The sequence below is a fragment of the Pedobacter sp. GQ55 genome, from assembly GCF_059758925.1.
On record NZ_JCAXEI010000018.1, the window covers coordinates 14,766 to 38,867 of the forward strand.

Genomic DNA, 24,102 nt, shown 5'->3' on the forward strand with positions numbered 1-24,102 from the left:
ATATCATGCACGCATTAAATTTTCTATTGCTCCGTAGCCCTTTACAAAGTTTTAATTTAGGTTTAAAAAGCCAGCCGCCCGTAGAATTAGACCCTATGTTTATTGAAGGGCTTCGACTAGCAGCTCCTGATTTTTATAAAGAGTTGCAAAAAGTCAACCTTGTTGATGACAAGGAGAAAAAAAAAATCCTTGAGTCATTTCATAAATACTGGTTAAGAAGCTGCGTTAGATGTACTCCATATGGAATTTTTGCAGGTAGCACCATCATAAATATAAATGATGGGCCGACCTCTGTTAAGTTGACCGAGAACAAAGATCATGTTTTGAAATCTCGACTGGACATGAACTTCTTGCATTTAATAAAAAAGAAGTTAGAAGAGACCCCTAAAATTCAGAGTCAGTTAAAATTTACTGTCAACAACAGTTTGTACGATACACCTTCTGAATTTCATTATGTTGAATATGTCTTAAAAAACAATATGAGACATTATAAGCTTTCGTCTATAGATAAAAGCGAGTACATTGTTTTTATACTTAATTATGCAAAAGAACCAAGGACAATAACTGAACTAGGGAATGCGCTTATGAAATTATCGGGTGTTAACGAAGTTGAGGCATTCAATTTTATTTTGGAAATCTGGACTTCACAACTACTAACAAGTGAACTTGAGTTGAATCTAACTGGCCAAGATCCATTACAAGAGTTAATCGAAAAACTTAGCAGATTTAATGATATAGGTTTTGAACTGGATAAACTGAAACGTATTTATGCTTTATTACAGAATGCAAATAAGAATATGCAATATTATGAAATTGGAAAAGAGATAAGAACAATTTTTGATATTGAGGATGTACCTAAAGACATATTTCAGGTTGATTTAGCATTGTCAACTCAGAATAATGTAATTAATAAAGGACAGGTAGAGGAAGTTGTTAAGCAATGCGAGGATTTATTTTTATTGGCGCGTTTAGCTCAAAATCCAAATATAGAAGAGTTTAAGCAAAAGTTTCTTGCTAGATACGATAGAGCCGAAGTCCCACTGAATATTGCTTTAGATAATGATTTAGGCATTGGCTATGGTAGCGGAAATTCTGACAAAATTGGAGGTAGTGAATGGATCAATGACCTTCCAATTCGGACTGCGAATTCAAAACGTAGCCTTGATCAGGATTACATAACAGATTTTACATTCTCGAAATATCAGGATTTCATTATCAACAAGAAAGAACATATTGAAATCACAAAGAACGAACTAGATAACTTTAAGCCTATTGTTAAGAATTATAAGTTTCCTTTGAGTATGTATCTTTTTGGTTCTTTACTTAAAAATGATGATACTATTAGCTCACAAGATTTTATCTTTGATGTCAACGGCATAGGAGGGCCTTCAGCAGCAAATTTACTCGGCAGGTTTACGTTAGGTGACCCGGAATTGAGTCAGTTAACTAAAGAGGCTTTGAAAAATGAAGAGGCTGAATACCCTAATGCTATTTTCGCTGAAATTATCCATAATTCTCAAGCCAGGATCGGAAATATATTGCTACGTAGTCATCTGAGAAATTATGAAATACCATACCTTGGGGAGTCTGGTCTTGGACAAGAAAATCAGATCCCGGTCAATGATATTATGGTTTCTGTTAGAAATAATGAAATTGTTCTTAGAAGCATTCAACATAACAAAAGAATATTCCCGCGACTTTCTACGGCGCATAATTTCAATCATAATAGTTTACCAGTTTATAAACTATTATGTGATCTTCAAACACAAGGATTTGCTTATCCAAATGTATGGGACTGGGGTGTATTAATCAGTTCAAAATATCTCCCAAGAGTTATGTATAAAAATTTAATATTAAAAAAAGCGACTTGGGTTATTGAAGAGAAGGAGATTGTAAATGCATTTATAAATTTTGAAGAGTTGATAAGCGCTTTTGAAGAACTTAGAAAAAAAAGAAACCTGCCGCAATTTGTAGTATTAATTCAAGGAGATAATGACTTATTAATTGACCTAGAAAATACCAGGTCCCTATCACTGCTCTCGGGATATATTCGCAAATACAAATCGGTTACAATTGAAGAGTTTCTATTTACTGCAAATAACTGCATCGTAAAAGATGTCAGAAATGAACCCTATACAAATGAGCTGATACTTCCTCTTAACAGAGTTTTTTCTGAGCCGATTATTTTAGAAAGCGAGAGAAGACCAAGTGTGATTAAAAGGAAATTTGCGCCTAATAGCGAGTGGCTGTATTTCAAGATTTATGGTGGTAAAAAAACTTTGGAAAAAATATTGACAGAGATCATATATCCTTTTATAATTGCTGCATATGAAAGATCATCTTTTGAAAAATTTTTTTTTGTGAGATACAAAGATAAGGGAGAACACCTTCGGGTGCGATTCTACAATCCTAATACCGAAAAGCAGGGGGAATTACAAGATAGTTTTATGCAAGTTCTAAATGTGCATTTGGATTTAGATCAGCTTGAAATGGTTACTATCGATACTTATATACGAGAAGTTGAAAGGTATTCTGAAGATTTAATAAATGATTCAGAATCATTATTCTTTAATGATAGTTTGGCTGTGCTAAAATTAAATAGCTTGCTAAATGAGGTTGAAGAATCTGATAAATATAGGTTATTGTTTGCACTGCGTGGAATAGACATTCTATTGGACGATTTTAGCTGGAATCTTGAACGAAAATCCCAACTTATGAAGAAAATGTCCGATTCGTATTTTATTGAGTTTGGGGGATCTCCTAATTTGCGACAATCCATGAATGAGAAATATAGAAAGATGCAAAAAGATATTTTTTCGCATATGGATCAACTTCAAGACGGCGATAATGAAATTCAAGAAGCAATAATGATCTTTCAGCTTAGAAGTGAGATGAATGTAAATATAATTAACAGCATTCAATCTCTACTAGCCATCGACGGTAAAGAAGGAATCCCAGATCAATTTTTATCTGACCACATCCATATGTTTAACAATCGTCTTTTTATGTCTCATCAAAGAAAATACGAGCTTATAGTTTATGCTTTTCTTGAGAGATTTTATTCATCGCAAATGGCCATAAGAACAAAAAAAAAACTGTTGAAAGTATAACATCTATTCAAAAAAATGAAAACTATCTTTTCGAAGATAAATAAACCTAAAGAATTACATAACATTTATGAAATGGTCAATTAATGATCTCGTTTTAGTCCCCCCCTCTGGTTCGAGAGAGCTGGCGCTTAAAAACTGTATAGATTTCGCGATACATGCAGAAAATTTGGGGTACAGCAAGTTATGGTATGCCGAACATCATTTTAATCCAGCTATGATAAGTTGTTCGCCAGAGTGTTTAATTCCTTTAATTGCCTCAAAAACGGCAAAGATTAATATTGGATCAGGCGGAATCTTACTTAATTATCATAGTCCATTCAAAGTTGCAGAAAATTTCACTTTACTAAGTGAACTGTTTCCTGGAAGGATTGATTTAGGAATAGGTCGGTCTAATAGTGGTCCTTTAATAGATGAGGCTCTTAGATATTCTTCATTTGAAGACAGATTTGACTATGAGGAGAAATTGCAGGAGCTATTGTCTTGGGTATTTAATAGTTTCCCTAACGGCCATAAATATTCAACAGTCACCTTCCCCAAATTTATTTCTAGACCAAATCTCTTTTTGCTGGGCTCGAGCTCAAATAGCGCAACTTTAGCCGCCAAGTATGGTTTGCCATATGTTTTTGCAGATTTCTTTTCTCCTAAAATTATGGTTCAAGCAATGAAAGAGTATCATAATAATTTCAAAATAAACCACATTGACTATGCCTCAACTCCATATTCTATACTTAGTCTTAGAATCGTAACTGCTGAAACGGAGAGAGAAGTACGCCAATTGATTGCGCCACTTGAGTTAATGAAGCAAAAACTACGTAATGGGACTTTCTTAAGGATCTCGTCACCCGAAGATGCGATTGCGGAATTGGGGTTTCTACCCAAACTCGAAACGGAATTTTCATTTGAAAATAATAGTCCGGTAATAACTGTGGGAACCGCAATTCAGTTAAAAGAATTGATTGACCATAAAACAGAGGGCTTAAAAATCGATGAAATTATGTTCCAAGATTTTATTTATGATCATAACAAACGGTTAAGAGCGTATGACCTCTTGGCAAAAACACTCTTTTGAATAACAGCTATAGGGTATTCTATTAATTTATAAATGTTTAGAAATACAAAAATAAGCTATTATTAAAGAGGGTCATTTTACAATGACCCTCTTTAATTTAATAAATTGTCCTCTATATGTTAGTTGCCAGATGTAATTCCACAGCATATTGGAAACGAGTATAAACACATTGCCCATGGATCTGAAGGACCTGCTGGGCTGCCGGGAGGGCAAGTTTGTGTAATGTGTGTGAAATCGCATGCAGGAGCATAAGAGGGCGTCGGAGATCCACCACACGGACCACTTGTACATGGTCCAGTGTCACCACCGTAAACTTGCTTCATCTGTTCGTCAGAAAGATTGGCAATTTCTTCCTTCTTTAATTTAAGGGAGGAAGTGTTTAATTTAATTTTTTTCATAAGATTATTAATTTATTTAATTGATATCTAATATAATAATATTTCCGTCATTATTTTTTTTTGAAAAAATATTTAATCAAGCCAAAAAAGATTTATTAGAAACAAATCGAATTATATCGATTTAACTGAATATTAAGTATGTTTAAAGTAATCCTAAAATCTTTGTTACATTCGAATTATCCCGAATGAGGTTAAGTGAATAGGGCTTTTAAGCAGTCCGCCTCGACACTAAGTCGATGTCAATCAAGGAGTAAAACATTAAATACAGCGTGTAATTTTACATTCAAATAAAATTTTTGGGGTCTTAGAAAAGAATGTTACTTACCCATAGAGCTCTGCAGTTGTTGCCATTTTCTTTGCCCTATTACTCTGCATTCCTAAATTTGCCAAAATCCTGCCGTATTACTTGCCTGTGTCACACATTGGCTACGAGTATAAACACATTGCCCATGGTTCTGTCGGACTTGGGCTGCCAGGAGGGCAAGTTTGTGTAATGTGGTGAAATCGCATCCAGGAGCATAAGAGGGTATCGGAGATCCACCACACGGACCACTTGTACATGGTCCAGTGTCACCTCCGTTAACTTGCTTCATCTGTTCGCCAGAAAGATTGGTAACTTCTTCCTTCTTTAATTTAAGGGAGGAAGTGTTTAATATAATCTTTTTCATAAGAATATTAATTTATATCTGATATAATAATATTCCCGTCATTATTTTTATGAAAAATAATTAATCAGTATGAAAGAAATTATTATAATCAGATCGAAATATATCGATTTAACTGAATATTAAGTATATTTAAGGGAAATCCTGAAAACTTTGTTACATTCGAATTATCCCAGATGAGATAAGGTGAATGTAGGAAAATAAAGCTTTAAGCGTGTCTGTATAGTTAGTAAGTGGGTGTCAATCAAAGGATGAACATTAAATACGGCATGTAATTTTACATTTAAATAAAAGTAATTGGATAATCCCTTGATATGCAAAGGAACAAAAAAAGAAGAATAGATGAAGAGAACAGAAAAATAAGACAGTTCATTAATTATTCGAAATTTTACTCAGTAATTATTGTGATTTTAATTTCAATATCTTCCTGTAAGAAGCAAAACTATTATAATTTAGATTTTGAGCAAAAAAGGATCAAAGATGGAATTAGAGATTGGGATTTAAACTTGGATATAAATAGTGATCTGTATCAGGTTACTTTAGACTCAAATATCAAGCAACAAGGTAAATATGCACTGAGAATTGACTATTCCAATGAAAAAGTAACCTTCGGGGGCGGCTGTAAGCTAAGAGTTACAAATCCTTTAAGCGGAAGTAAACTAAAACTTACAGGCTACCTTAAATCTGAGGATGTTATTAATGGAGCAGGGCTTTATATTTTCACAGAAGATGAAGAGGGGAAAGTCTTGGATATCATATATCAAAAGCCTATCAAAGGTAAAAAAAATTGGAGTGAATACAGTATTGAAATACCTTATAATGCACTTGCTGATAAAGTTTATCTTGGCGCGTATCTCTATGGAAAGGGTAGAATTTGGCTCGATAATATAAAATTGTCGATCGACGGAAAACCGATAAAGGAAAAACTTGTAAAATATAAAGCGGATTTAGATACTACCTACCATAACGGATCATACATAAACAGAATCAGCGTAGATAGCAATTCGATTAAGAGAATGACGAATCTTGGAATGATTTGGGGATTCTTAAAATACTACCATCCTGAAATTGCTAAGGGAAATTATCAATTAGATGCTGAATTATTTCGGATTCTCCCTAAATTAATTTCAACACCTAAAGACGAGGAATTTTATTCTATTTTGGAAAGCTGGGTAAAATCCTTTGGAATGGTTCCTCAACTTCAAGATGGCCATAAGAAGTTGGAAAAAGACCGTATCAAACTTCATCCTGACTATGGCTATATTTTCTTGAAAAATAACTTGCCGAATTCATTAATTAAGATTCTCTCATGTATAAAAGATAATTATGTTGAACCAGGAGATCATTACTATGTGAAATTTAAAAATGATACAGAAACTCCCATTTTTACTCACGAGCTTAAATATAAAAGTTCAATATATCCTGATGCTGGATTAAGGTTGCTATCTCTATTTGGCTATTGGAGTAAAGTTCAATACTTCTATCCTTATAGACATTTAATTGGAACAGACTGGAACACCATACTAGAAAAGTTCATCCCAGAGTTTATTTCAGCAAAAAATAAGGAACAATATGCACTTGTTTGCTTAAAATTGATAGCCTCAATTAATGACACACATGCCAATATATTTAATAATAATATTATAGATTCAATAAAGGGAATGAGGATGGTGCCCTACGAGGCGACATTTATTGAAGGAAAGTTGTTTGTCACAAAAAGTTATCTAGATTCTTTTAAAGGTCAGAAGATTATGCCAGGTGATATCATTGAGAAAATTGATGGGGTACTTGTTAAAGATTTGGTTGAAAAATATCTTTCGGTAACTCCTGCTTCAAATTATGAAACACAATTAAGAGATTTGCCTACAACATCTGGCTTCTTATTGCGAACAAATAAGATAACTTATAATCTACAGATTGAGAGAAATAATGAATCTAGATTATTAAATATCGAAACTCTACCTTTGTCTGTGGTGAATAAGAGCATCAATGACGGTCAAACTAAGATAGCTCCTGGATTTAAATTGATTGGAGAAAATATAGGATATATTTATCCAGCTAGATTGAAAGATAATGATCTTTATCTTATTAAGAGTTTGTTTAAAAAAACTAAAGGTTTGATTATCGATATGAGGTGTTATCCCTCTGTTTTTATGCCTTATATCTATGGCGATTGGATAAAGGAATATAAATCAGAATTCGCAAAATTTACTCTGTCAAATTTAGCTCTTCCGGGGGCAATAATGTTTAGTAAAGAAGTGCTTTCAAATGGTACGTTCTTGAGAAAAACAGGGGAGGACAGAAATTATAATGGTAAAGTTGTTATAATTGTAAACTCGATAACACAAAGCCAAGCAGAATTCACAACAATGGCATTTAGTTCCAAACAAGGAGTTATTGTCTTAGGAAGTCAAACTGCTGGGGCTGACGGAGAAGTCTCAAATATCGCATTGCCAGGGTCGATAAATACAAGAATTACGAGCAGAGGAATCTATTACCCCGATTCAACTGAGACACAAAGAAGGGGAGTTAAAATTAACCTAGTAAAAAAGCCGACCATCCTTGGAATGAAGCAAAATAGAGATGAATTATTGGACGAGGCAAAAAGAATAATAAACAACTAACGCGTTAAATCGTTTTGAGTTGTCTCGTAGTTTTTATTGTATGGATCATGAGAAATCTTCAGATTCGATATTAGTGACTACGGTATATTTTGCATCTCTAGGGGATTCTCGCAGTTGAAGTCAATCTTTAACCTCCGCGATCCATGTGTGTTCTTCTATGTTAACTGCTTGTTAGGTGATGATGATGCAACTATCTAGTTGTCGAAAAGGATTTAGTAATCTTAAAGACTAATTGCTGTTCATCATCTTTGTAACATTTCTTAAAAACCTTTGGAGTAAGGAGCTTTCTTCTGTGACAATTTCGGCATCGGCTTGCATCCCATTCTTTAGTATAACTTTGTGTTCAGAGTCTTTATTCTCAAAATAATCGAAGCCAATCTTTGCTATAAATACACTGTCTCTAAAAGCCACTTCTGATATATACTTTACTTTACCTCTAATTACACCATATTGCTCAAAAGGAAAGCTTCGCATTTTGACTAAAGTTCTTTGGCCGATCCTTACCTTACCCATATTATATTGTGGTATGTATACCTCCCCAAAAAAGTCGGTATTTGCGGGATTGATCATGAAGAGTTCCTGGCCCCCGTTCACTGTTTGATTTTCCTGAACAATTCCAGCATAGCTCACCTTTCCGGCTACAGGTGCTCTTAAAACATATTGACTGATCCAACTGTTGGTTTCGGTGATCATATTGCTTAAAGATTGTACAAACTTAGACCGCTCTTCCTGTATAGTATGCTCCAATTCCAGGATTTCTTTTTGTTTGGCAGCATAGCTGGTGTTATTGTTCAGCAGCGCAGTAATGCTTTGCTGCATAGGATATTTGCCAGCAAGAAATTTGTTTTCCTGCTGCTTGTACTCACTTGTAGAGACAACCCCCTTCTGATAGAGTTTTTTATAGGCTTCAAACTCATGTTCTACATTGGCATATTCCTGTTCTTGAATCTTCTGCTGGCTAATGATCTGATCCTTTAATTTTTCGATTTCCTTCAAATCTTGTTGTAGGTATTGTTTTCTGGTTAAATAATAGCCGCCGTTCTGAGCTGAAATATATTGCAAATATTGTTGGTAAAAGTTCTGATAAGCACTCTGAAGCTCGCCAAGATTCAGATGTTTCAGTTTCAGATTTCCAAGTGTCCCGTTACTGTCTAATCCCCCGCTCTTCAATACCAGTTCTTCATGTAGTTTCAGCACATCGCTGTGATTCGCGGTACTTTCCATAAAAGCCAGCGGCTGATTTTGCTGGACAATGGCCCCCTCCTTTGCCAAAAGGGCTACGATCTTGCCTGTCTGTTTTACTAATACAGCTTTGGGTGCATTTAAGGAATTTACCTTCAGACTGGTTTTGACTACATCAGGATACTGTATAAATGCTGAGGCAAGTATGATAGCTAACAGGATTCCGAAAATTAGTAAAATCCCCCTCCTCAATATCCAGGACGGAACCGCAGTAATGATCTCCTGTACTTCTTCGCTGTTTACTTCCAGTCCATTTACTCGGATGTCAGCTCTTTTTTTGGACTCAGTATTCAATTCCATCTATACCCCCAGTTCAAGTTGATTTTTCACAAGTTGATAATATTTTCCACTGGAGTTCACTAGCTGTTGATGTGTTCCTTGCTCGATGATAATCCCCTTGTCTAGAACAATGATATTGTCAGCATTTTTTACTGTGCTTAAGCGATGAGCAACCACCACAACTGTGCGACCTTTAAAAAAAGTTTCAAGATTTTCCATAATTACTTTTTCATTATTAGCATCTAGTGCATTAGTCGCTTCATCAAATAAAATGTAATCGGGATCTTTATATACAGCTCTGGCAATCAACATTCGCTGCCGTTGCCCTTGACTAATTCCATTTCCAGTTGCACCGATCTTTGTATTTAGACCTAAGGGTAGTTCTTCAATAAAATCGCTAATATTCGCCACCTTAATTGCATGGAGGAGTTTCGACATATCAGGATATTCATCCCCTACAGCTATGTTTCGAGCAATTGTGTCTGAAAAGATAAAGCCATCCTGCATTACAATGCCACATTTGCCCCTCCAATATCGATAGCCAATCTGTGATAGATACGCATTTCCCACTTTAATGTCACCCCTTTGTGGCTCGTAAAAACGCAACAAAAGCTTTAAGATTGTGGTTTTGCCACTGCCGCTCATTCCCACTATGGCTGTAGTCTTGCCTTCAGGAATGATTATGTTTATGTTGTCCAGTATCGGTTCGTTACCCGCGCCTGGATAGGTAAAACTAATGTTTTGCAAACATATACTTTTGTTTAGTGGAAGTGAAGTCAAAAATGTGCTTTCTGCGGGCTCTTCGTCTTTCATCTCATGAATTTCATTTAGTCGTTCTAAACTTATTTTAGCATCCTGAAAAGATTGAAGGAATCCTAGGAGTTGTTCTATCGGACTATTCAGTTGTCCTACAATATACTGGATTGCCATCATGCTTCCCAATGTTAGTTGCCCGTCGATCACTGATTTAGCTACCATAAAGGTAATCAGTATATTCTTTCCTTCATTGATAAAAAAAGTTCCAAACTGTTGGTATTGCCCTAACGCAAGACTTTTCATATTAAATTTAAACAAACCGGCCTGAATCCTTTCCCATTCCCAACGCTTCTGTTGCTCACAATTATTGAGTTTGATTTCCTGCATACCACTAATCAGCTGCACAATGTTGCTTTGGTTTTCTGATGAAATATCAAATCGTTTGAAATCTAACTCACGACGCTTTCTTAGAAAGAAAATGACCCAAAGACTATATAGGATGCTACTTGCTAGAAATATGATGAAAATATTGATATCATAGTAAGCTAAAATAAAGGCAAACACCACAAGGTTAAACAAAGAGAAAATAGTATTTAATGATGGGCCAGTGAGAAAATTTTGGATCCGACCCTGGTCGCTCATGCGTTGCATAATATCGCCAGTCATCTTTGTCTCATAAAAGCTCATCGGTAACTTCATAAGCTTAATAAGAAAGTCGGTAAGTATAGAAATGTTGATTCTGGTGGTAATATGGAGTAAAATCCATGAACGAATAAAGTCTACACTTATGCGCCCAATAAATAGCATAACTTGGGCGATTAGTACAACGTAAACAAAGCTTAGATTACGAGTGTTTATTCCAACATCAACAACGGACTGAGTTAGGAATGGAAGAATGAGTTGTAATAAACTACTGACACCGAGACCGACAAAGAGTTGCCCAATCAGTTTTTTATATTGAAGTAAATAGCTGAGCATATAGCTCAGATCTAGCCCTTTGGAGGAGTCCCCACCTTGAGCGTAGAATTCTGGAGAGGGTGAAATTGCTAGTGCAATCCCTTCTAACGAACCATTATTTTGAGTGCTGATCCAATACTTTAAAAATTCAGATTCGGCGTATTGAATCAGACCTTTCGCGGGGTCTGAAATGTGATAAACTCTTTTATGTGAAGAAAATTTTGTCGTTATTTTATATAAAACCACAAAATGTTTTTGTTGCCAATGCAAGATGCAAGGGAGTTCTAATTCAACCAATCTCTCAAGACTTAATCTTACTCCAGTGGTGCGAAAGCCTATTTTTTCAGCTGCTTCGCTAATACCCAATAAGGAGACTCCTTGGCGGTTAATTCCAGACACTTCGCGGAGACGTTGTAAACTGTAGTTCCTACCATAGTATTTAGAGATAATCCGTAGACAGGTAGGACCGCAGTCCATCTGATCCAGTTGTTCGTAGTGAGGGAATTTTTTATTCACTTAATTTTACTTTCTTGACAGTTCTATCCCTTGTGGAAAATTTTGTTTCATTATGCAAAATACCAAATTTAAATAATTATAAGGAATAGAATCCCTTATAAATGATCAGAGTTCATAAGGTCTCCAATATGAATGGAGTCAGGTAATAATAGCATTAAAAAATCAATTCAAAGATTTATAAATGACAAATATTTTTATTATAATGGTATTTATTTTTTTCATAAATTACTAAATCCAATTATGGAATGATTTCATATAACGTTTAAGAGAAATAAAGTGTTTTATCTTAAGTAAATTTTAATAACCTAAACAAAATATGACCTATAATTTCCCCATCGATAATAGAGATCTTGCAAAAGACAATATCGGTAATGTGCATTCAGTATTGCTTCGAATGTTGAAGGTACTCGATGTAATTTGTTCTATTCATAAAATTGACTATTGGCTGGAATACGGTACCCTTTTGGGTGCTATTCGTCATAAAGGGTTTATTCCTTGGGACAATGAGGTTGATGTTGGTATGATGAGATCTGATTTCGAGCGATTTATAAAAATTGCAGAACAGAGCTTGCCGAATGATATCTTCTTGCAGACTAAAGACACTGATGTTTTCTACTACTCTCCTGTAGTTGAAGGGAAATTGAGAGACAAATATAGTAACTACCAAAAGTTCTCGAATGAGAACCCAACAATAAAATGGCATAATGGCATTCAAATTGACATTTTTGTTTATGACTTGGACAGTAAATTGGAGAACTGTATAACGAACTCTTTTGAGAGACTATTGTCAGGGAGCAAGGTATATTTAAATAAGGAGGAGATTGAGTATACTATTGATCACGACTTCGAGGATATGGTTTGCCCGGTCCCTATTGGCTATGACAAATATTTACGCAGAAACTACGGCGATTACTGGCAATTGCCCAATGAAATTAATCAAATACCTGAATATGTTGAAGTTTTTACTCCGTGCGTGCACAAAGAAATATTAAATTGGAAGCCTATATCTTAGATCGGGTTCAGAATATCGGAGGTAGAACTGATGATATTCATATTATGTGTTCTTGGCTATATATTCTTTCTTTAATGTTTTCTATTATCTGTGTAGATGATATTCCTTCGGTATATTTAACTTGCTTAAAGATGTTCTTGTCAATAGCTACTTTATAGTATTTTTCCAATTGTTCTATATCAAAATCATCTCCGTGAACGACAAGACCGATGTTGTATGTATCAAGAATATTTTCAGTCAGAATTCCGACAGCTTCTATGGTTTTATTAACATACTTACAAGATTTAACCACTGCATAGCGGCTTTTTTCTGGCATTATTGGACGTCTTTTGTAACTCATAACAAATTCATCATCATGTATGCCAACAATTAAGGGGCCATATGATGAGGCTTCTTTCAGGAAATTAATGTGTCCTTCGTGGAACAAATCAAATACCCCATCTACATATACATTTATTTGTTTTAATATAATCATACTTATGTGCTCCCAGATATCGAAAATAACATCCGGTTATTTTGATGGAAGATAAACTTTTTTATACATACGCCTCATTAAAATCTTAATATATATGTTTTAATAATTTCTTTCAGACAGATCATTTACTGGGATGAGATGCTGATTAGAAAATACCTACGCTAAACTCCTGCTTCAAATTTGGAAATCAGCTGAAGGACTTGAGTTCTACCAAGAGATTTCTATAAACCAATAGATTAACTTATAGTTTGAATTAGTGTGACATTTATTATGGTATTTAACGGAAGCCCAAAAAGATAGCCTTTCTTCGTTTATCTTAGAAGACTTTAGAATTTATCATTTGTTTTGCCTTTTCTAATAATTCATCTTCACCGTTAATAATACCGTTAATTGTCGGTTTTATTCTTTTATCGATTCGAATCCCAATTCTTTGAGTACGTGTTTTATCTGGATAGAAAACCCCTAATCCTGAGATCATTGTAGAAATTCCACCTGGAAGACTAATATAAGAGACATCTCCATCTGCTCCTGCAGTGGTACTGCCAATAACTTTTACGTTAGAATACCCCTGAAAAGCCATGGTCGTAAATTCAGCTTGACTCTGGGTTTCTGAATTAACGAGGACAATTACCCTTCCTTTATAATCTTCATTATTTGCACTTCCATTATTTTTAGGCTGAGAAAGAAAAAAGGTACCCGGTTGATTTTTTACAGGCAGACTAAATCTTACGAATGCTTTTGAGCCGGATTTAATATAATTACCAAATGTGTATGGCATAAATTCATTTGGATAACATCTCATATCTATTATCATTCCTTTGGTTCCAATAAATTTTTTTTTTATTTCAGATAAGTCACTATTTTTAAATTTTCCAGCATAGACATATCCTATTTCTTCATTTAAAAGACTAAATGACTTTTTGTCTTTGAATGGCTCATAATTATGGAGAGTTTCAATGCCGACGCTGGGGATGGATTGGTATATAAGTTTGTTATTCCTTTTAATTTTAAATACAAACGAATTATCATTTGATCTTAATAAATAATTCCAAGGTAAATCCCTTAGTTGCGTTTCAAAGTTAGATGCTGGGGTGATTTTTAGGAATTTTTTCGTCAAATAACGAACTGAGTACCCGTTTATAGATTGAATTATATCACCTTTTTTAAATTTATTCTTAATATTCAAGGTGTCTAGAAAGTAATCACAAATTACAAGCTTATTTTCTATAAATTTAGCATTAAAGGGGACGGTGTATTTACCTTTAATTTCGTCTAAGGATTTGTTGTCTCCCCATATATTTGCATGTGTATCGTGTACATTTGCAATAAGTTTTAAAACTGCTATAGTATATTCCTTCTCATTTTTAGCATTAATAAATTCTGAGCAATACTTTGTTATTATCTTATTCCAGTCTTCTCCAATAAGATCTTTATAAGGATAGAAATAATTTACTATTCCCCAGTACCTATACAAACACAATAATCTATAGCCGAGATCGGGATAAGGCATATTCTGATATTTTTTTTCATTTTCGAATATCGGATTACCATTTTCTAGATCGAAAGAAACATAATATTGATCCTCTTTATTGAGGGTTTCTAGTATTTGCTTTAACTTAGATATGAGAGAACTTGATAATTTTCTTTTATTGAATAGTTGGCCATAGTCAGGTTTAATAATGACTTCTGAATCATTATTGATTGTTTTATCCTTAGCTACTCCAGTTGGGGTAGGAAGTTTATCCAAGAAAGATTCTAGTGCTTTACTGAGTTCAACATTATTTTTTGCTTTTAACACATCAGGTAACATTCTAAATAATTCAGCGTCCCAGTTATAATCACCCTTTATCACTGAAGAATGATGGTACTTAAGAAAACACCAAAATTGCCCAAATAAGTTAATACTCGTTAAAGTCTGTTTTGTGACAATTAGATTATTGATATTGGAGCCGTTATTAAATTCTGTATCCGTATAATTTTTACTATAGATTATAGGAGTTGATGGGAGTGATTCAACTGGTTTATCGTTAATATAAAGTTGTAAGTTATCAAACCATGCTTTCCCATCCCCAGCTAATATACCACCAACTGAAATGTTTTTTACCTTTTCACCATTATAAGGTAGTTGGATAAAAAATTCTTTCCAATCTTTAGTCCCATTTAGACCTTGATTGCCCATGTTCTCAAAACCTAAAGTTTTATTTTCTCCATCTAAGCGAAGCCATAGCCCTGCAAATCCTGAATTTACATTTTGTATTTTGATTGAACCACTTAGTTTTATTGTATTTCCTTTGTAGCTTCGCTTGATAGGAAAGTTGATGGCTGCAAATTTTGCTTTTCCTCCTATATTCTCTATACAAATAGAGTGTGCGCCTGTTGTTTTAGTTAAAGAATCTAGTTTAAATAAATAAGATTCATTTTGCTCTTTGTTAAACGCAAATTGCCAGCCTGCAGGTATCTTTGTTATTGGATTTATTACTTCCGCCTCTAAGTTTAATTTTATCTGCGCTTTAGCAGACAATGTAAACAGAAATAACAATATAAGGCAATTTTTCATAAAGGTTATATTTGGTAGCTAAAAATAAGAAAATTAATTCCATATTAAAACGGCTGAGTTTTTAACTGATTGGTGAACAAAAATAATGTGGCTCTTAGGGCCACTTAATTTGTTGGTGTCACTTTCTATGTTTATACAAGGTGACACCGAAGATTTGCGGTTTGCTTAAATTAATATTAGAACTGTTTGGTTAGCCATATTTAGTTTTAAGGATCCGCTTTTTGCTTCATGTTTGCTTTCACTTCTTCACCACAGACCACTGAAACTTTTGTTGGTATACACTATGCCCATACGATTTTAACCAGTCTACGCATTTCACAGACAGCTCTTCTAATTGAATTATTTGACAGTCTCCAGTTATTCCCTTTTGGTTTTTCACCGGGTAAGATGAGATAGATTATCCCAGCTCTTGTGCAGGCGGCGGTGCAGGATTGTTAATGTAAATGAGCATTGCTACTAATATGAGCACTAGAACAACTACAGCTACGCCAACATACTTGTTATTCGTCGGCTGCTCATTTTCAGGTCCGGCCCAAATCTTCAGCCCCTGGAAAAGGGCAAAAAGAACTTCTAGCAAAACATACATATGGTTCTGTTTAACTCACAGCAAGATAGCTAAAATAAATCATTGGATTAACCTTTTATTTTCACAGATCAATCAAAAGAGATAATTTTAGAGGAATCAATTTGACTATGGGAATTGCCAGGCAGCTTAAACAGGGTAGACTTCATCTCAATACAATAGAGAACCGTATTGAAATAGACCATAAGGAAGGCATCTTTATTCACTACCTGGACGTTGGCCGATCAGATTGGGGACAGGTATATGAAAAATACGTCGGACAGGTACTCGAAGCTGAAGGATATAAAGTCAGTTACCGGGGATTGGACTTAGGGTTTACGGATCGGGGCGTTGACTTAATTGCCAAAAAAGACGGCGATGTACTGTTTATTCAATGCAAATACCAGCTTAAAAAAATCACCAAAGACCAGATCGAATGGATACTGAATAAGGCCTCTAAGTTTTTACTTGACCAGCATAAAAAATTTGATCAGAAAATCACTTTCATGCTCGTGGTTAATAATCTGAATGATAATTTTTCAAAACGGATACCTAAGAATTTCAATCTGAACCTAACTTCCACAAAAAAAATAGTTTACCCCATGCTTGAATATTTCCTTAGCCACAACCATACCCAGGACAAAGTAAAACTGGATTTCCGGGAAATTGAGATGGTGATTTAGTTAAGCTCATATCGACAGACCTTTTTGCGGTGCATATTTCATCCTTCCCAGCTTTGGCAACCGTATCCCGGTTCTTGCGTTTTTTCTTTTTCTTCGGCTGACGCTCCTTGATCTTTTGCAATTCCACCTCCATGAGACGCTGTATATCTTTTTTTACCTTCAGGTAGTTTTCTTTCACATCCCCTTTCGTGACCACCTGAATAATCGGTAGGGGCTTATATGTAGCTTCCTCACGAGCAATCGCCTCATGGTCATTTTGAATCTCCCCATGAAACATTTTCTGAGGGATTTTCTCATTCGGGCTATCTGCTACAATACCCACAAATTCACCGGATGAAAGGGTCGCAATCTTTGATGCAGGAACAGCAAAATCCATTTGCATGGATTTAGAAATGGAAGTATCTGAGCTGTTGATACTCATGCTCTGCCTGTCCTGCATGATCTTGCCAAAAGTTTCAGACAGCTTCTTCGCACTATCCCCGGAAACCTGCCCGCTGATGATGTTCGCACAAATTCCCGCAATAATTTCTGCCTGTTCCGCACCATATTCTTTCTTCACCTGTTCTATACTCTGGATGCCAATGGTACAGGAAATCAAATTGCTTCTGCCTGTGCTGATCGTGGTAATTAAATTGGCCACTAAAGTAGGGTACTCGTCAAAAATGAGGCTGCACTTCTGTTTCCCCTTCTTGTTAATCAGCTTTAACATCCGGTTCACATACAGGGAAAGCACCGCTCCGTAAGTGTCAATCTTCTGTGGGTTGTTGCCCATACAGACAACCTTGGGCGCATTAGGGTTATTAATGTCCAAAGTAAAGTCATTTCCTGTCAGTACAAAATACAGCTGCGGTGAAGCCAATCTGGCCAGACCAATCTTAGCCGATGCAATCTGTCCCTCCAGCTGAGCCTGGGCATTGTTCTGCAAGGCCGAAATAAAAGGATTGATTAACACCTTGATTTCTTCCTGCGTTTGCAATACCGCAAATAAAGGATCATAATCCGCCTGCATCAGTTCTATGACATGCGGCAGGGTACAATACTTCCCATCTTCATACCGTCTTAAAAACCAGATCACCGCCGTCAGGAAATTGATCGGAGATTCCACAAAAAAGTCACCTTGTTTTTTCAACCAGTCACGATTCAGCCCCATCATAATGGTACGGCTGGCTTCTGTCGCATCGGTAATGTCTTCCATACCGGAAGGATCAAGGGGGTTACAGCGATGCGTGCGGTTCAGGTCTTCAAAGTTGATGACGTAAAATTTTGGCTTTACCTGATAACTCTGCTGGTACTTCAGCAGTTTGTTATAAGCCATTTTTGTTAAATCGTCGTACTTGAAGTCGTATAAGAATAAACAAAAGCCCTTTTTGAGTTGCTGATCCAGGATATGCCGGATGACAAAATACGTCTTACCTGCACCTCCGCTGCCCGCTACGAGCACACTCCTGAAGGGATTCACAACATTGATCCATCCGTCCCGAACCTTTCCCTTAAGCTTATATTTGGTCGGCAGGTTAAAGGAATATTCGTTTTCCAGTAATCGCTCTTCCTGCGGAAAGGTCTCATTGTCCGAATTGAACACATCAGTAGACAGGTTATTCTTAATTAGCCTTGTCAGGCGGGTACCGCCAGTAAGGATCAACAAATAGCCTATACAAGATAAGCCGATATACAAGCCAGCTATGAGGGGTATGCTCCATTGCAGGTAGAACACCAAAGGACTGAGTAGGTACACCAGTAGGCCATTTAACAGGTAGGCGACTATGCTATTTTTTTGAACTGTTTCGTCCTTTTTGCCTTTTGTACCCAACAGGGAGATGCATAAAAATAGCAGCCCTGCCAGTTTCGGTTTGAGTATGCCTGTAAACAGGCCGGTTTCTGCGATGTTGATGACCATACGGTCTGTGAGAACTGCCGTCCATCCCCAAAGCTCAAAAGCCTTATAACATACCATGTAAAAATGTATGCTTAAAATAAACAGACTGATCAGCCTGGTAAAATCGAGGATCTTCCGTAATCCCTCGGTATTTTCTCCTGTGTTCATCATATTATAATTTATAGGGTGATTTCTTGCAGGGTTTGCTGTTGGCGTTTCTTACGCTTGTTGCGTTTGCGCGGAATCGTTGGCGCATGATCCTGATCTGTTTTTCCAAGCAGGATTTCTAGATAATTGGTTGGTACCGATGGTTGCAGGTAAGTTTCCAGCTGTTGTTTTAGACTTTGCCGCTGCTTGTGCTGTCCGGTGCCAGAACCAGCAAGCTTTGTCTTTGATAATGCAGTTCCTTTAAGTTTGAGGGATTCAGCGAAACTTTGCAATAACGTCTTTGCACCATAGTTTTTACCCAATTCACTGCCATTGAAAACAGCTTTTCCTGCATGGTCAATAAAAGTGATCCCGTAGGTTTGTCCGTCTTTATTGGTACGATACAATACTTCGATCTTTTGAGCTTTCAGCTGGTTTTCAAAACCCTCCTTTGTTGGATTGGTCTTTAACACCCGATCTATGCGGTGTCTTAATGAAGCGGATAAAATCTTCCGCTTGCCCTTGTTTCTGGCAAAACGTTGTTCTAACTTGTCCAGGGTATATTTGCCTGCAATCCGGCTTGCTTTAATGGGTACGCCCAGTTTATTTCCATCTTCATCAATGATTCGGTATAATAATCCCTGCTGGTTAAACATGGCCGACTTTTCATGCCCACGATCTGCAAGGATATTGAACCTGCCCAATACCGCATTCAGTTCTGCCAGACTGCTGTAGTTGTATTTTTGTACTACAGCATTTACAATCTGGGTAATGGCCTTTTTGGTTTCATCCTTACCATAGTTCGCCTTTTGGAGTACCGCAGTATCTATTACCGGTATGTCCTCATCTTTGCCTCGGCCTGCTGCCTGGATCAGCCCGTATTTCGATTCAATTTCCTGCCGGGCCTTTTCGGACAGGTCACGGCCAAGGTTATGTAAACTAATGCGGTTTCCATCTGCTTCAATATTGGTGGTAACAATATGACAATGCGGATGAGCAGCATCCTCATGTTTATAAATCAGGCAGGGCTGGTTTTTAAAACCGATCCCATCGAGGTAATCCCTGGCAATTTCCTGCATTTTTTCGGCGGAGATCTTCTCGTTGGTTTCAAAATTCAGAGAGATGTGTACGCAATTGGTCTTTACCCGCTCATTCAGTCTGGCCCTATGCTGCAACACCTGGAGTTTTTCTGTAGGATTTAACAGAAGACTTTCTTTGAGGTAATTTTCAGCATTAAGAAAAATAGCCTTTCCTTGTGCCACTTTTTGTTCATTGTAATTTATTGCTCCCCGGATACTTCGTCCGCTGATGATCCTTGCAACCATGAGTCTGAAAACTGGTTCAACTTGATTTTGATGTCTCTGGTCTTTGTATCCACGCTTTCCTTTACTAGTCTGTAGCCTTCCATCATTAGCTTCAGACTTGGTGTTGTCGCATAGCTGTTGATCTTCTTGGCGATCTGGTTCAGGTTACTGCCAATGGCACTCAGTTCATTTTTCAGCAGGATCATTTCCTGTATGAACTGATCAAAAGACTGGTTGCGGATGACAACAGTAACAGGTTTACCCAGTAATACCTTTCGGACATAATTGCTCAGGTCCTTATACGCTGTTTTCCTGAACTGCTCATTGATCCTGCTTGCTTCCGCAGGTGTCAGTCTGATGTGTATCCACTCCGTTCGTCTGGAATCATTTTTCCTGGTGTTTTTGCCACTCATCTTTTGCTATTTGTTGCGCTAAATCCGATGTTTTACAGTTCAGAAAAACCGAGTTCCGAGGATTTTTCCCATGTCTTAGCCGAGTTCCGAGGCAAGGGTTGAAATCCGTTTGTATCACAAACGTACATTTCACTCCGCCAAAAAAACAGGCGGCATACCCTGGCCACATCAGGACTTGCTGATTTAAAATGTGATACAATGAGTGAATTAGATTCCTGGGTTCAGGCCGGAACTCCGCTTTGAAATGGGCTGGTTGATGGGTAGCGTTTCAATGAATTTTTCCAGGTTCAGAGGCAGAAATCCCCTGAGTTTGGAGCGGATTTTTTTGCGTGGGGCAGTGACGATCCTTTTGATCTTTGGATAAGGCTTGCCGTTAAACTCCCGGCCTTTTAATTCTGTTGTGTTAGTGTTCATGGCTCAATGTTTTATTTGCGCCAAAGGTGGGAAGGGAAGAAAGGGGTTTATGGGGAGTGAAATGGGGAGTTGTTAATTTATTTACTTGAAAGGCATTGTTCTAAATGATACAATTGCAATATATTTGATGTATGAAATTAACGGCAAACTCAATAGAGAAATTAACTCCATTTTTACGTCCAAGAACAGGTAAGGAACTGGTAAGTCTATTTAACAATTACGGAGCTCTTGACAAATACGACTATAGCACGGGTTTGCCAGACATCGGAAAGGCAACTGGGCATCGTCCGTCGAAAACTCAGTATATTGAACACCGATTAGAGGAGATGTCTGGAAAACCGGAATTAAGAGCTCTACTTAATGAGGTTATTAATGACCTGAAAGAATCTAAAGACGTCATTTCTCAAATAAATTTAATATTAAACAAAGAGAATTATCAGATAGTCGAGGTAGATGGTGTGCATTCTATTCAAGGTGGTGTAATAGTCAATCAATCTACTGTGATTAATAGCGCGCATTTTCAAAATATACAAAACGAAATTTTAACAGTTTTAGACTCAGCGCAGGTATCTATCCTTGTAGCAATTGCTTGGTTTACGAACGAGGTACTATATGATAAATTAATAGAAAAATTAAAAGCAGGTGTGGATGTACATGTCGCCATTTTTGATGACGGAATAAATAAGAAACATGGGGTTGACGTGTCTAAATTGCCGCATTCTAAGATCAGGGGCACCAGAAAAGGGTTAATGCATAACAAATTTTGTGTAGTTGATAACCAAGTAGTCGTTACAGGATCGTATAATTGGTCCACAAATGCGGAGACAAGGAACGATGAAAATATTACAGTTCAACATGACCCCAAATCAGCAACAAAATATTCATTAGAATTTAAACGGCTTATTTCGTAGATGTAACTCAATCATTAAATAAGTTTAGACTGTGGTGTTCTTTCACAAGGAGGAGTATAACTTTTCTAGATACATTTTTAAATATGTTCCATGCTCAATACCAACTACAAGCAGTTCTTCATTTTTAATGGCAGAAAGCCCATAATCTATGGGTATATCTTGGCCTGCGTAGTAAAATAGCAAATACCCAGGTATATGCAAAACATAAGTGTCTATACCTTTATAATCAAACTTCTGTCCGATAGGACAAAGCCCCCTTATTCTCCAATCGTCTAGGTGCTTTAAAGAAAATATAGCAAAAGGAAAAAGCGTTAAATTTGATAATTTATTGGTATTTAAGTGCTCTTTAAGCAAATTTTCGTTTACGCCTAAGTCTACGGCATCAAAAAAACTATGACTAGCAATACTCATTCGCCACAACATTGACAATAGACAGTTTTTAATTTGTAACGTATCTACTTTAAAATAGAGATCTATATCACCCCTGGCCGTGGTAGTTTGCCTTGATGGGCTTAATACCCCCGTTCTAACTTCCTCCAGAAATCTATACGTGTATTTCTCGCTTGCTGAAAAGGAGTTATCACACTCAAAACATAAGATGCCTTTGTCGAACATTGTGTCCTCAACGGTCTGCACTTGGTTATTTTGATTAAGATGGATGACTGCCATCTTATTAGTCTCATCCTTTAAGGCATTTTGAAAACATTCGGGAATTACATGTGATTTGATTAACTTCTTCTCCAATAGGCAGAGTTTACAAATACCGATTTTACCAGCCATAGTTATAGATCCCTTCCTAAGATACTTTGAATGGTTGACTCCCTTGTTGTTCCTAGAACTTCCTGTTTATCAGCGAAAAGCTCATTTTCATTCTTGTCAATTATTAAGTTTTGGACATCTTTAGGGTTAGAGAGGTTTACATTTCTTAAATTTATGGTGTAATCCGATGCTTTTGCTGGAGAATATTTCCCTGCGTAGGTCAAAAGCAAATGCATATTGAACCTGTTATTATTTAATTCATTAGGATCAAGAATTATTCTGACGGTATGTATACTAGCTAACGCAAAATGGAGCAAATCTACTTTGTGGACATAGTTGTGTGGATCATTTGCTCCTTCTAAAATTTGAAAATGACCTGGCACAGTCATCAATCTGCAAATAACGTTTTCTTCATTTTGTAGCTGCGAAAAATTAAATAAGCAAATAGATATATCTATAAAATACCTCGAAGGATTTTGCAATAAGCCGGCTTGTTCAATTTTTAAATACCCTTCGATATTAGGGTAGGATATTCTCCTGAACAAAGCTTCAATAAAATAATGAGGTGCAGGCTTAGTTTGTCCATCCAATCTTACTAAATATATGTTTTCAAATTGATGTGGTTTATAGGGACTTGGTTGTACTTCAATTATATATAGATTTTCCTGTGGAGTTGATTGAAGTACTTCAACTCTTATTCCAACGGGTAGCGGAGAGATACTATCAGAAATTTTATTTATCATCCAGTCCTTTTCCTTATAGTCGGGAACTGGCGCTAAGCTGCCTTGAAATTTTTTTTCCTTTGTTATCGGATCTTCTACTCCCAGAGGAGCGCCCCAAACGACAATCCCGCCATCAGAATTTAACAATCCACAAACTGCCCTGATGATGCCCTTTATGTTATTATTGAAATTTCCGTAAGTAGCAGAAAATGCCTTGAATTCAATATTATTGCTTTCACCGTGTTCATTCACGAAATAATCTGTAATATCCTGGTATGTTAAATCCGTTAAATTTTTACCGAAAGTCGAATGAGAGAAATTAATCATAATAGTATTTGGTTTAGAAGGTTTTGTATAAAGATACTGTTAATTGTATGAAACAGAATTCAGGTACTTCCTTAAAAACTCCCTGCATTTCAAAACAATAACTGATGATTTTTAGAGCTTAAAAAAGATGCCTATGAATGAAAATCATCCTGAAAAAAGAAGACCATTTACACCCGATGATGTTGTTCGTATATATAAGAAATACAATAAGCAAATCACCCTGGAAAAGGCTGAAAAGGTCTTGTTTTTCCTAAGGAATTTAGCTAAATTAACTATGGATCAGGTTTTTAAGAATTATAAACCTAAATAATTTAGTTTAAATAT

General features: G+C 36.3%; 20 protein-coding genes. 7 read left to right on the forward strand and 13 right to left on the reverse strand.

The window, feature by feature from the left end; translation table 11 throughout:
• Nucleotides 1–5 precede the first annotated feature (5 nt).
• Both AC6CH7_RS25630 and AC6CH7_RS25635 read left to right on the forward strand, forming a co-directional pair.
• Nucleotides 6–3,110, forward strand: a complete 3,105-nt coding sequence (locus AC6CH7_RS25630; RefSeq protein WP_498265409.1) for a lantibiotic dehydratase — start codon at nucleotides 6–8, stop codon at nucleotides 3,108–3,110.
• Nucleotides 3,111–3,177: 67 nt separating this feature from the next.
• On the forward strand, nucleotides 3,178–4,179 hold the full coding sequence (locus tag AC6CH7_RS25635) for an MsnO8 family LLM class oxidoreductase (RefSeq protein ID WP_498265410.1): 1,002 nt from the start codon (nucleotides 3,178–3,180) through the stop codon (nucleotides 4,177–4,179).
• A 119-nt stretch (nucleotides 4,180–4,298) separates the two neighbouring features.
• Here the strand turns inward: AC6CH7_RS25635 and AC6CH7_RS25640 are convergent, their stop codons facing one another.
• Both AC6CH7_RS25640 and AC6CH7_RS25645 read right to left on the reverse strand, forming a co-directional pair.
• Nucleotides 4,299–4,577 carry a class I lanthipeptide gene (locus AC6CH7_RS25640; protein WP_498265411.1) on the reverse strand — a complete coding sequence of 93 codons (279 nt, stop codon included), beginning with the start codon at nucleotides 4,575–4,577 and terminating at the stop codon, nucleotides 4,299–4,301.
• A gap of 377 nt (nucleotides 4,578–4,954) precedes the next feature.
• Entirely contained in the window at nucleotides 4,955–5,245 is a 291-nt protein-coding gene (locus AC6CH7_RS25645) for a class I lanthipeptide (protein WP_498265412.1), read from the reverse strand.
• A 311-nt stretch (nucleotides 5,246–5,556) separates the two neighbouring features.
• Here AC6CH7_RS25645 and AC6CH7_RS25650 point away from each other — a divergent pair, with 311 nt between their 5' ends.
• Nucleotides 5,557–7,866: a S41 family peptidase gene (locus AC6CH7_RS25650; protein ID WP_498265413.1), complete on the forward strand. Its 2,310-nt coding sequence runs from the start codon at nucleotides 5,557–5,559 to the stop codon at nucleotides 7,864–7,866.
• Nucleotides 7,867–8,094: 228 nt separating this feature from the next.
• On the opposite strand, the gene AC6CH7_RS25655 is transcribed toward AC6CH7_RS25650, so the two are convergent.
• A complete protein-coding gene (locus AC6CH7_RS25655; protein WP_498265414.1) occupies nucleotides 8,095–9,408 on the reverse strand; it encodes a beta-barrel domain-containing protein in 1,314 nt (437 codons plus the stop codon).
• On the reverse strand, nucleotides 9,409–11,616 hold the full coding sequence (locus AC6CH7_RS25660) for a peptidase domain-containing ABC transporter (protein ID WP_498265415.1): 2,208 nt from the start codon (nucleotides 11,614–11,616) through the stop codon (nucleotides 9,409–9,411). It lies immediately after the preceding gene.
• Nucleotides 11,617–11,932: 316 nt separating this feature from the next.
• Here AC6CH7_RS25660 and AC6CH7_RS25665 point away from each other — a divergent pair, with 316 nt between their 5' ends.
• Complete coding sequence (locus AC6CH7_RS25665) at nucleotides 11,933–12,628, forward strand: LicD family protein (RefSeq protein ID WP_498265416.1); 696 nt, start codon at nucleotides 11,933–11,935, stop codon at nucleotides 12,626–12,628.
• A 37-nt stretch (nucleotides 12,629–12,665) separates the two neighbouring features.
• On the opposite strand, the gene AC6CH7_RS25670 is transcribed toward AC6CH7_RS25665, so the two are convergent.
• The 3 genes from AC6CH7_RS25670 to AC6CH7_RS25680 form a co-directional block, all read right to left on the reverse strand.
• Nucleotides 12,666–13,103: an adenylyltransferase/cytidyltransferase family protein gene (locus AC6CH7_RS25670; protein WP_498265417.1), complete on the reverse strand. Its 438-nt coding sequence runs from the start codon at nucleotides 13,101–13,103 to the stop codon at nucleotides 12,666–12,668.
• A 316-nt stretch (nucleotides 13,104–13,419) separates the two neighbouring features.
• Nucleotides 13,420–15,660 (reverse strand): S41 family peptidase, encoded by a 2,241-nt coding sequence (locus AC6CH7_RS25675; RefSeq protein ID WP_498265418.1) that lies wholly within the window; start codon nucleotides 15,658–15,660, stop codon nucleotides 13,420–13,422.
• 397 nt (nucleotides 15,661–16,057) lie between these two features.
• The gene (locus AC6CH7_RS25680) at nucleotides 16,058–16,246 is read right to left on the reverse strand and encodes a hypothetical protein (RefSeq protein WP_498265419.1); all 189 of its coding nucleotides are present in this window, start codon (nucleotides 16,244–16,246) and stop codon (nucleotides 16,058–16,060) included.
• A gap of 107 nt (nucleotides 16,247–16,353) precedes the next feature.
• Between AC6CH7_RS25680 and AC6CH7_RS25685 the strand changes: the two genes are divergently transcribed.
• Nucleotides 16,354–16,905 (forward strand): restriction endonuclease, encoded by a 552-nt coding sequence (locus AC6CH7_RS25685; protein ID WP_498265420.1) that lies wholly within the window; start codon nucleotides 16,354–16,356, stop codon nucleotides 16,903–16,905.
• Here the strand turns inward: AC6CH7_RS25685 and mobC are convergent.
• The 4 genes from mobC to AC6CH7_RS25705 all read right to left on the reverse strand — a co-directional run bounded on the left by mobC (nucleotide 16,841) and on the right by AC6CH7_RS25705 (nucleotide 21,059).
• Nucleotides 16,841–18,952 (reverse strand): conjugal transfer protein MobC, encoded by a 2,112-nt coding sequence (gene mobC, locus AC6CH7_RS25690; protein ID WP_498265421.1) that lies wholly within the window; start codon nucleotides 18,950–18,952, stop codon nucleotides 16,841–16,843. The two genes, AC6CH7_RS25685 and mobC, sit on opposite strands and share 65 nt — an antisense overlap.
• Nucleotides 18,953–18,960: 8 nt before the next feature.
• A complete protein-coding gene (locus tag AC6CH7_RS25695; RefSeq protein ID WP_498265422.1) occupies nucleotides 18,961–20,253 on the reverse strand; it encodes a relaxase/mobilization nuclease domain-containing protein in 1,293 nt (430 codons plus the stop codon).
• Nucleotides 20,208–20,645: a plasmid mobilization protein gene (locus AC6CH7_RS25700; protein ID WP_498265423.1), complete on the reverse strand. Its 438-nt coding sequence runs from the start codon at nucleotides 20,643–20,645 to the stop codon at nucleotides 20,208–20,210. The genes AC6CH7_RS25695 and AC6CH7_RS25700 overlap by 46 nt, the downstream gene beginning before the upstream one ends.
• Before the next feature lie 207 nt (nucleotides 20,646–20,852).
• Entirely contained in the window at nucleotides 20,853–21,059 is a 207-nt protein-coding gene (locus tag AC6CH7_RS25705) for a hypothetical protein (RefSeq protein ID WP_498265424.1), read from the reverse strand.
• Between the two features lie 131 nt (nucleotides 21,060–21,190).
• Between AC6CH7_RS25705 and AC6CH7_RS25710 the strand changes: the two genes are divergently transcribed.
• Nucleotides 21,191–21,970, forward strand: a complete 780-nt coding sequence (locus tag AC6CH7_RS25710) for a phospholipase D-like domain-containing protein (protein WP_498265425.1) — start codon at nucleotides 21,191–21,193, stop codon at nucleotides 21,968–21,970.
• 42 nt (nucleotides 21,971–22,012) lie between these two features.
• On the opposite strand, the gene AC6CH7_RS25715 is transcribed toward AC6CH7_RS25710, so the two are convergent.
• Both AC6CH7_RS25715 and AC6CH7_RS25720 read right to left on the reverse strand, forming a co-directional pair.
• On the reverse strand, nucleotides 22,013–22,750 hold the full coding sequence (locus tag AC6CH7_RS25715) for a hypothetical protein (RefSeq protein ID WP_498265426.1): 738 nt from the start codon (nucleotides 22,748–22,750) through the stop codon (nucleotides 22,013–22,015).
• A 2-nt stretch (nucleotides 22,751–22,752) separates the two neighbouring features.
• Nucleotides 22,753–23,778 (reverse strand): AlbA family DNA-binding domain-containing protein, encoded by a 1,026-nt coding sequence (locus AC6CH7_RS25720; protein ID WP_498265427.1) that lies wholly within the window; start codon nucleotides 23,776–23,778, stop codon nucleotides 22,753–22,755.
• 133 nt (nucleotides 23,779–23,911) lie between these two features.
• Here AC6CH7_RS25720 and AC6CH7_RS25725 point away from each other — a divergent pair, with 133 nt between their 5' ends.
• Nucleotides 23,912–24,088, forward strand: a complete 177-nt coding sequence (locus AC6CH7_RS25725; protein ID WP_498265428.1) for a hypothetical protein — start codon at nucleotides 23,912–23,914, stop codon at nucleotides 24,086–24,088.
• Nucleotides 24,089–24,102: the final 14 nt, after the last annotated feature.

Excerpts from the sequence above, each read along its gene's own strand:
- AC6CH7_RS25630 (WP_498265409.1), top strand. The coding sequence starts at position 6 with ATGCACGCATTAAATTTTCTATTGCTCCGTAGCCCTTTACAAAGTTTT.
- AC6CH7_RS25635 (WP_498265410.1), top strand. The coding sequence starts at position 3,178 with ATGAAATGGTCAATTAATGATCTCGTTTTAGTCCCCCCCTCTGGTTCG.
- AC6CH7_RS25640 (WP_498265411.1), bottom strand. The coding sequence starts at position 4,577 with ATGAAAAAAATTAAATTAAACACTTCCTCCCTTAAATTAAAGAAGGAA.
- AC6CH7_RS25645 (WP_498265412.1), bottom strand. The coding sequence starts at position 5,245 with ATGAAAAAGATTATATTAAACACTTCCTCCCTTAAATTAAAGAAGGAA.
- AC6CH7_RS25650 (WP_498265413.1), top strand. The coding sequence starts at position 5,557 with ATGCAAAGGAACAAAAAAAGAAGAATAGATGAAGAGAACAGAAAAATA.
- AC6CH7_RS25655 (WP_498265414.1), bottom strand. The coding sequence starts at position 9,408 with ATGGAATTGAATACTGAGTCCAAAAAAAGAGCTGACATCCGAGTAAAT.
- AC6CH7_RS25665 (WP_498265416.1), top strand. The coding sequence starts at position 11,933 with ATGACCTATAATTTCCCCATCGATAATAGAGATCTTGCAAAAGACAAT.
- AC6CH7_RS25670 (WP_498265417.1), bottom strand. The coding sequence starts at position 13,103 with ATGATTATATTAAAACAAATAAATGTATATGTAGATGGGGTATTTGAT.
- AC6CH7_RS25675 (WP_498265418.1), bottom strand. The coding sequence starts at position 15,660 with ATGAAAAATTGCCTTATATTGTTATTTCTGTTTACATTGTCTGCTAAA.
- AC6CH7_RS25680 (WP_498265419.1), bottom strand. The coding sequence starts at position 16,246 with ATGTATGTTTTGCTAGAAGTTCTTTTTGCCCTTTTCCAGGGGCTGAAG.
- AC6CH7_RS25685 (WP_498265420.1), top strand. The coding sequence starts at position 16,354 with ATGGGAATTGCCAGGCAGCTTAAACAGGGTAGACTTCATCTCAATACA.
- mobC (WP_498265421.1), bottom strand. The coding sequence starts at position 18,952 with ATGATGAACACAGGAGAAAATACCGAGGGATTACGGAAGATCCTCGAT.
- AC6CH7_RS25695 (WP_498265422.1), bottom strand. The coding sequence starts at position 20,253 with ATGGTTGCAAGGATCATCAGCGGACGAAGTATCCGGGGAGCAATAAAT.
- AC6CH7_RS25700 (WP_498265423.1), bottom strand. The coding sequence starts at position 20,645 with ATGAGTGGCAAAAACACCAGGAAAAATGATTCCAGACGAACGGAGTGG.
- AC6CH7_RS25705 (WP_498265424.1), bottom strand. The coding sequence starts at position 21,059 with ATGAACACTAACACAACAGAATTAAAAGGCCGGGAGTTTAACGGCAAG.
- AC6CH7_RS25710 (WP_498265425.1), top strand. The coding sequence starts at position 21,191 with ATGAAATTAACGGCAAACTCAATAGAGAAATTAACTCCATTTTTACGT.
- AC6CH7_RS25715 (WP_498265426.1), bottom strand. The coding sequence starts at position 22,750 with ATGGCTGGTAAAATCGGTATTTGTAAACTCTGCCTATTGGAGAAGAAG.
- AC6CH7_RS25720 (WP_498265427.1), bottom strand. The coding sequence starts at position 23,778 with ATGATTAATTTCTCTCATTCGACTTTCGGTAAAAATTTAACGGATTTA.
- AC6CH7_RS25725 (WP_498265428.1), top strand. The coding sequence starts at position 23,912 with ATGAATGAAAATCATCCTGAAAAAAGAAGACCATTTACACCCGATGAT.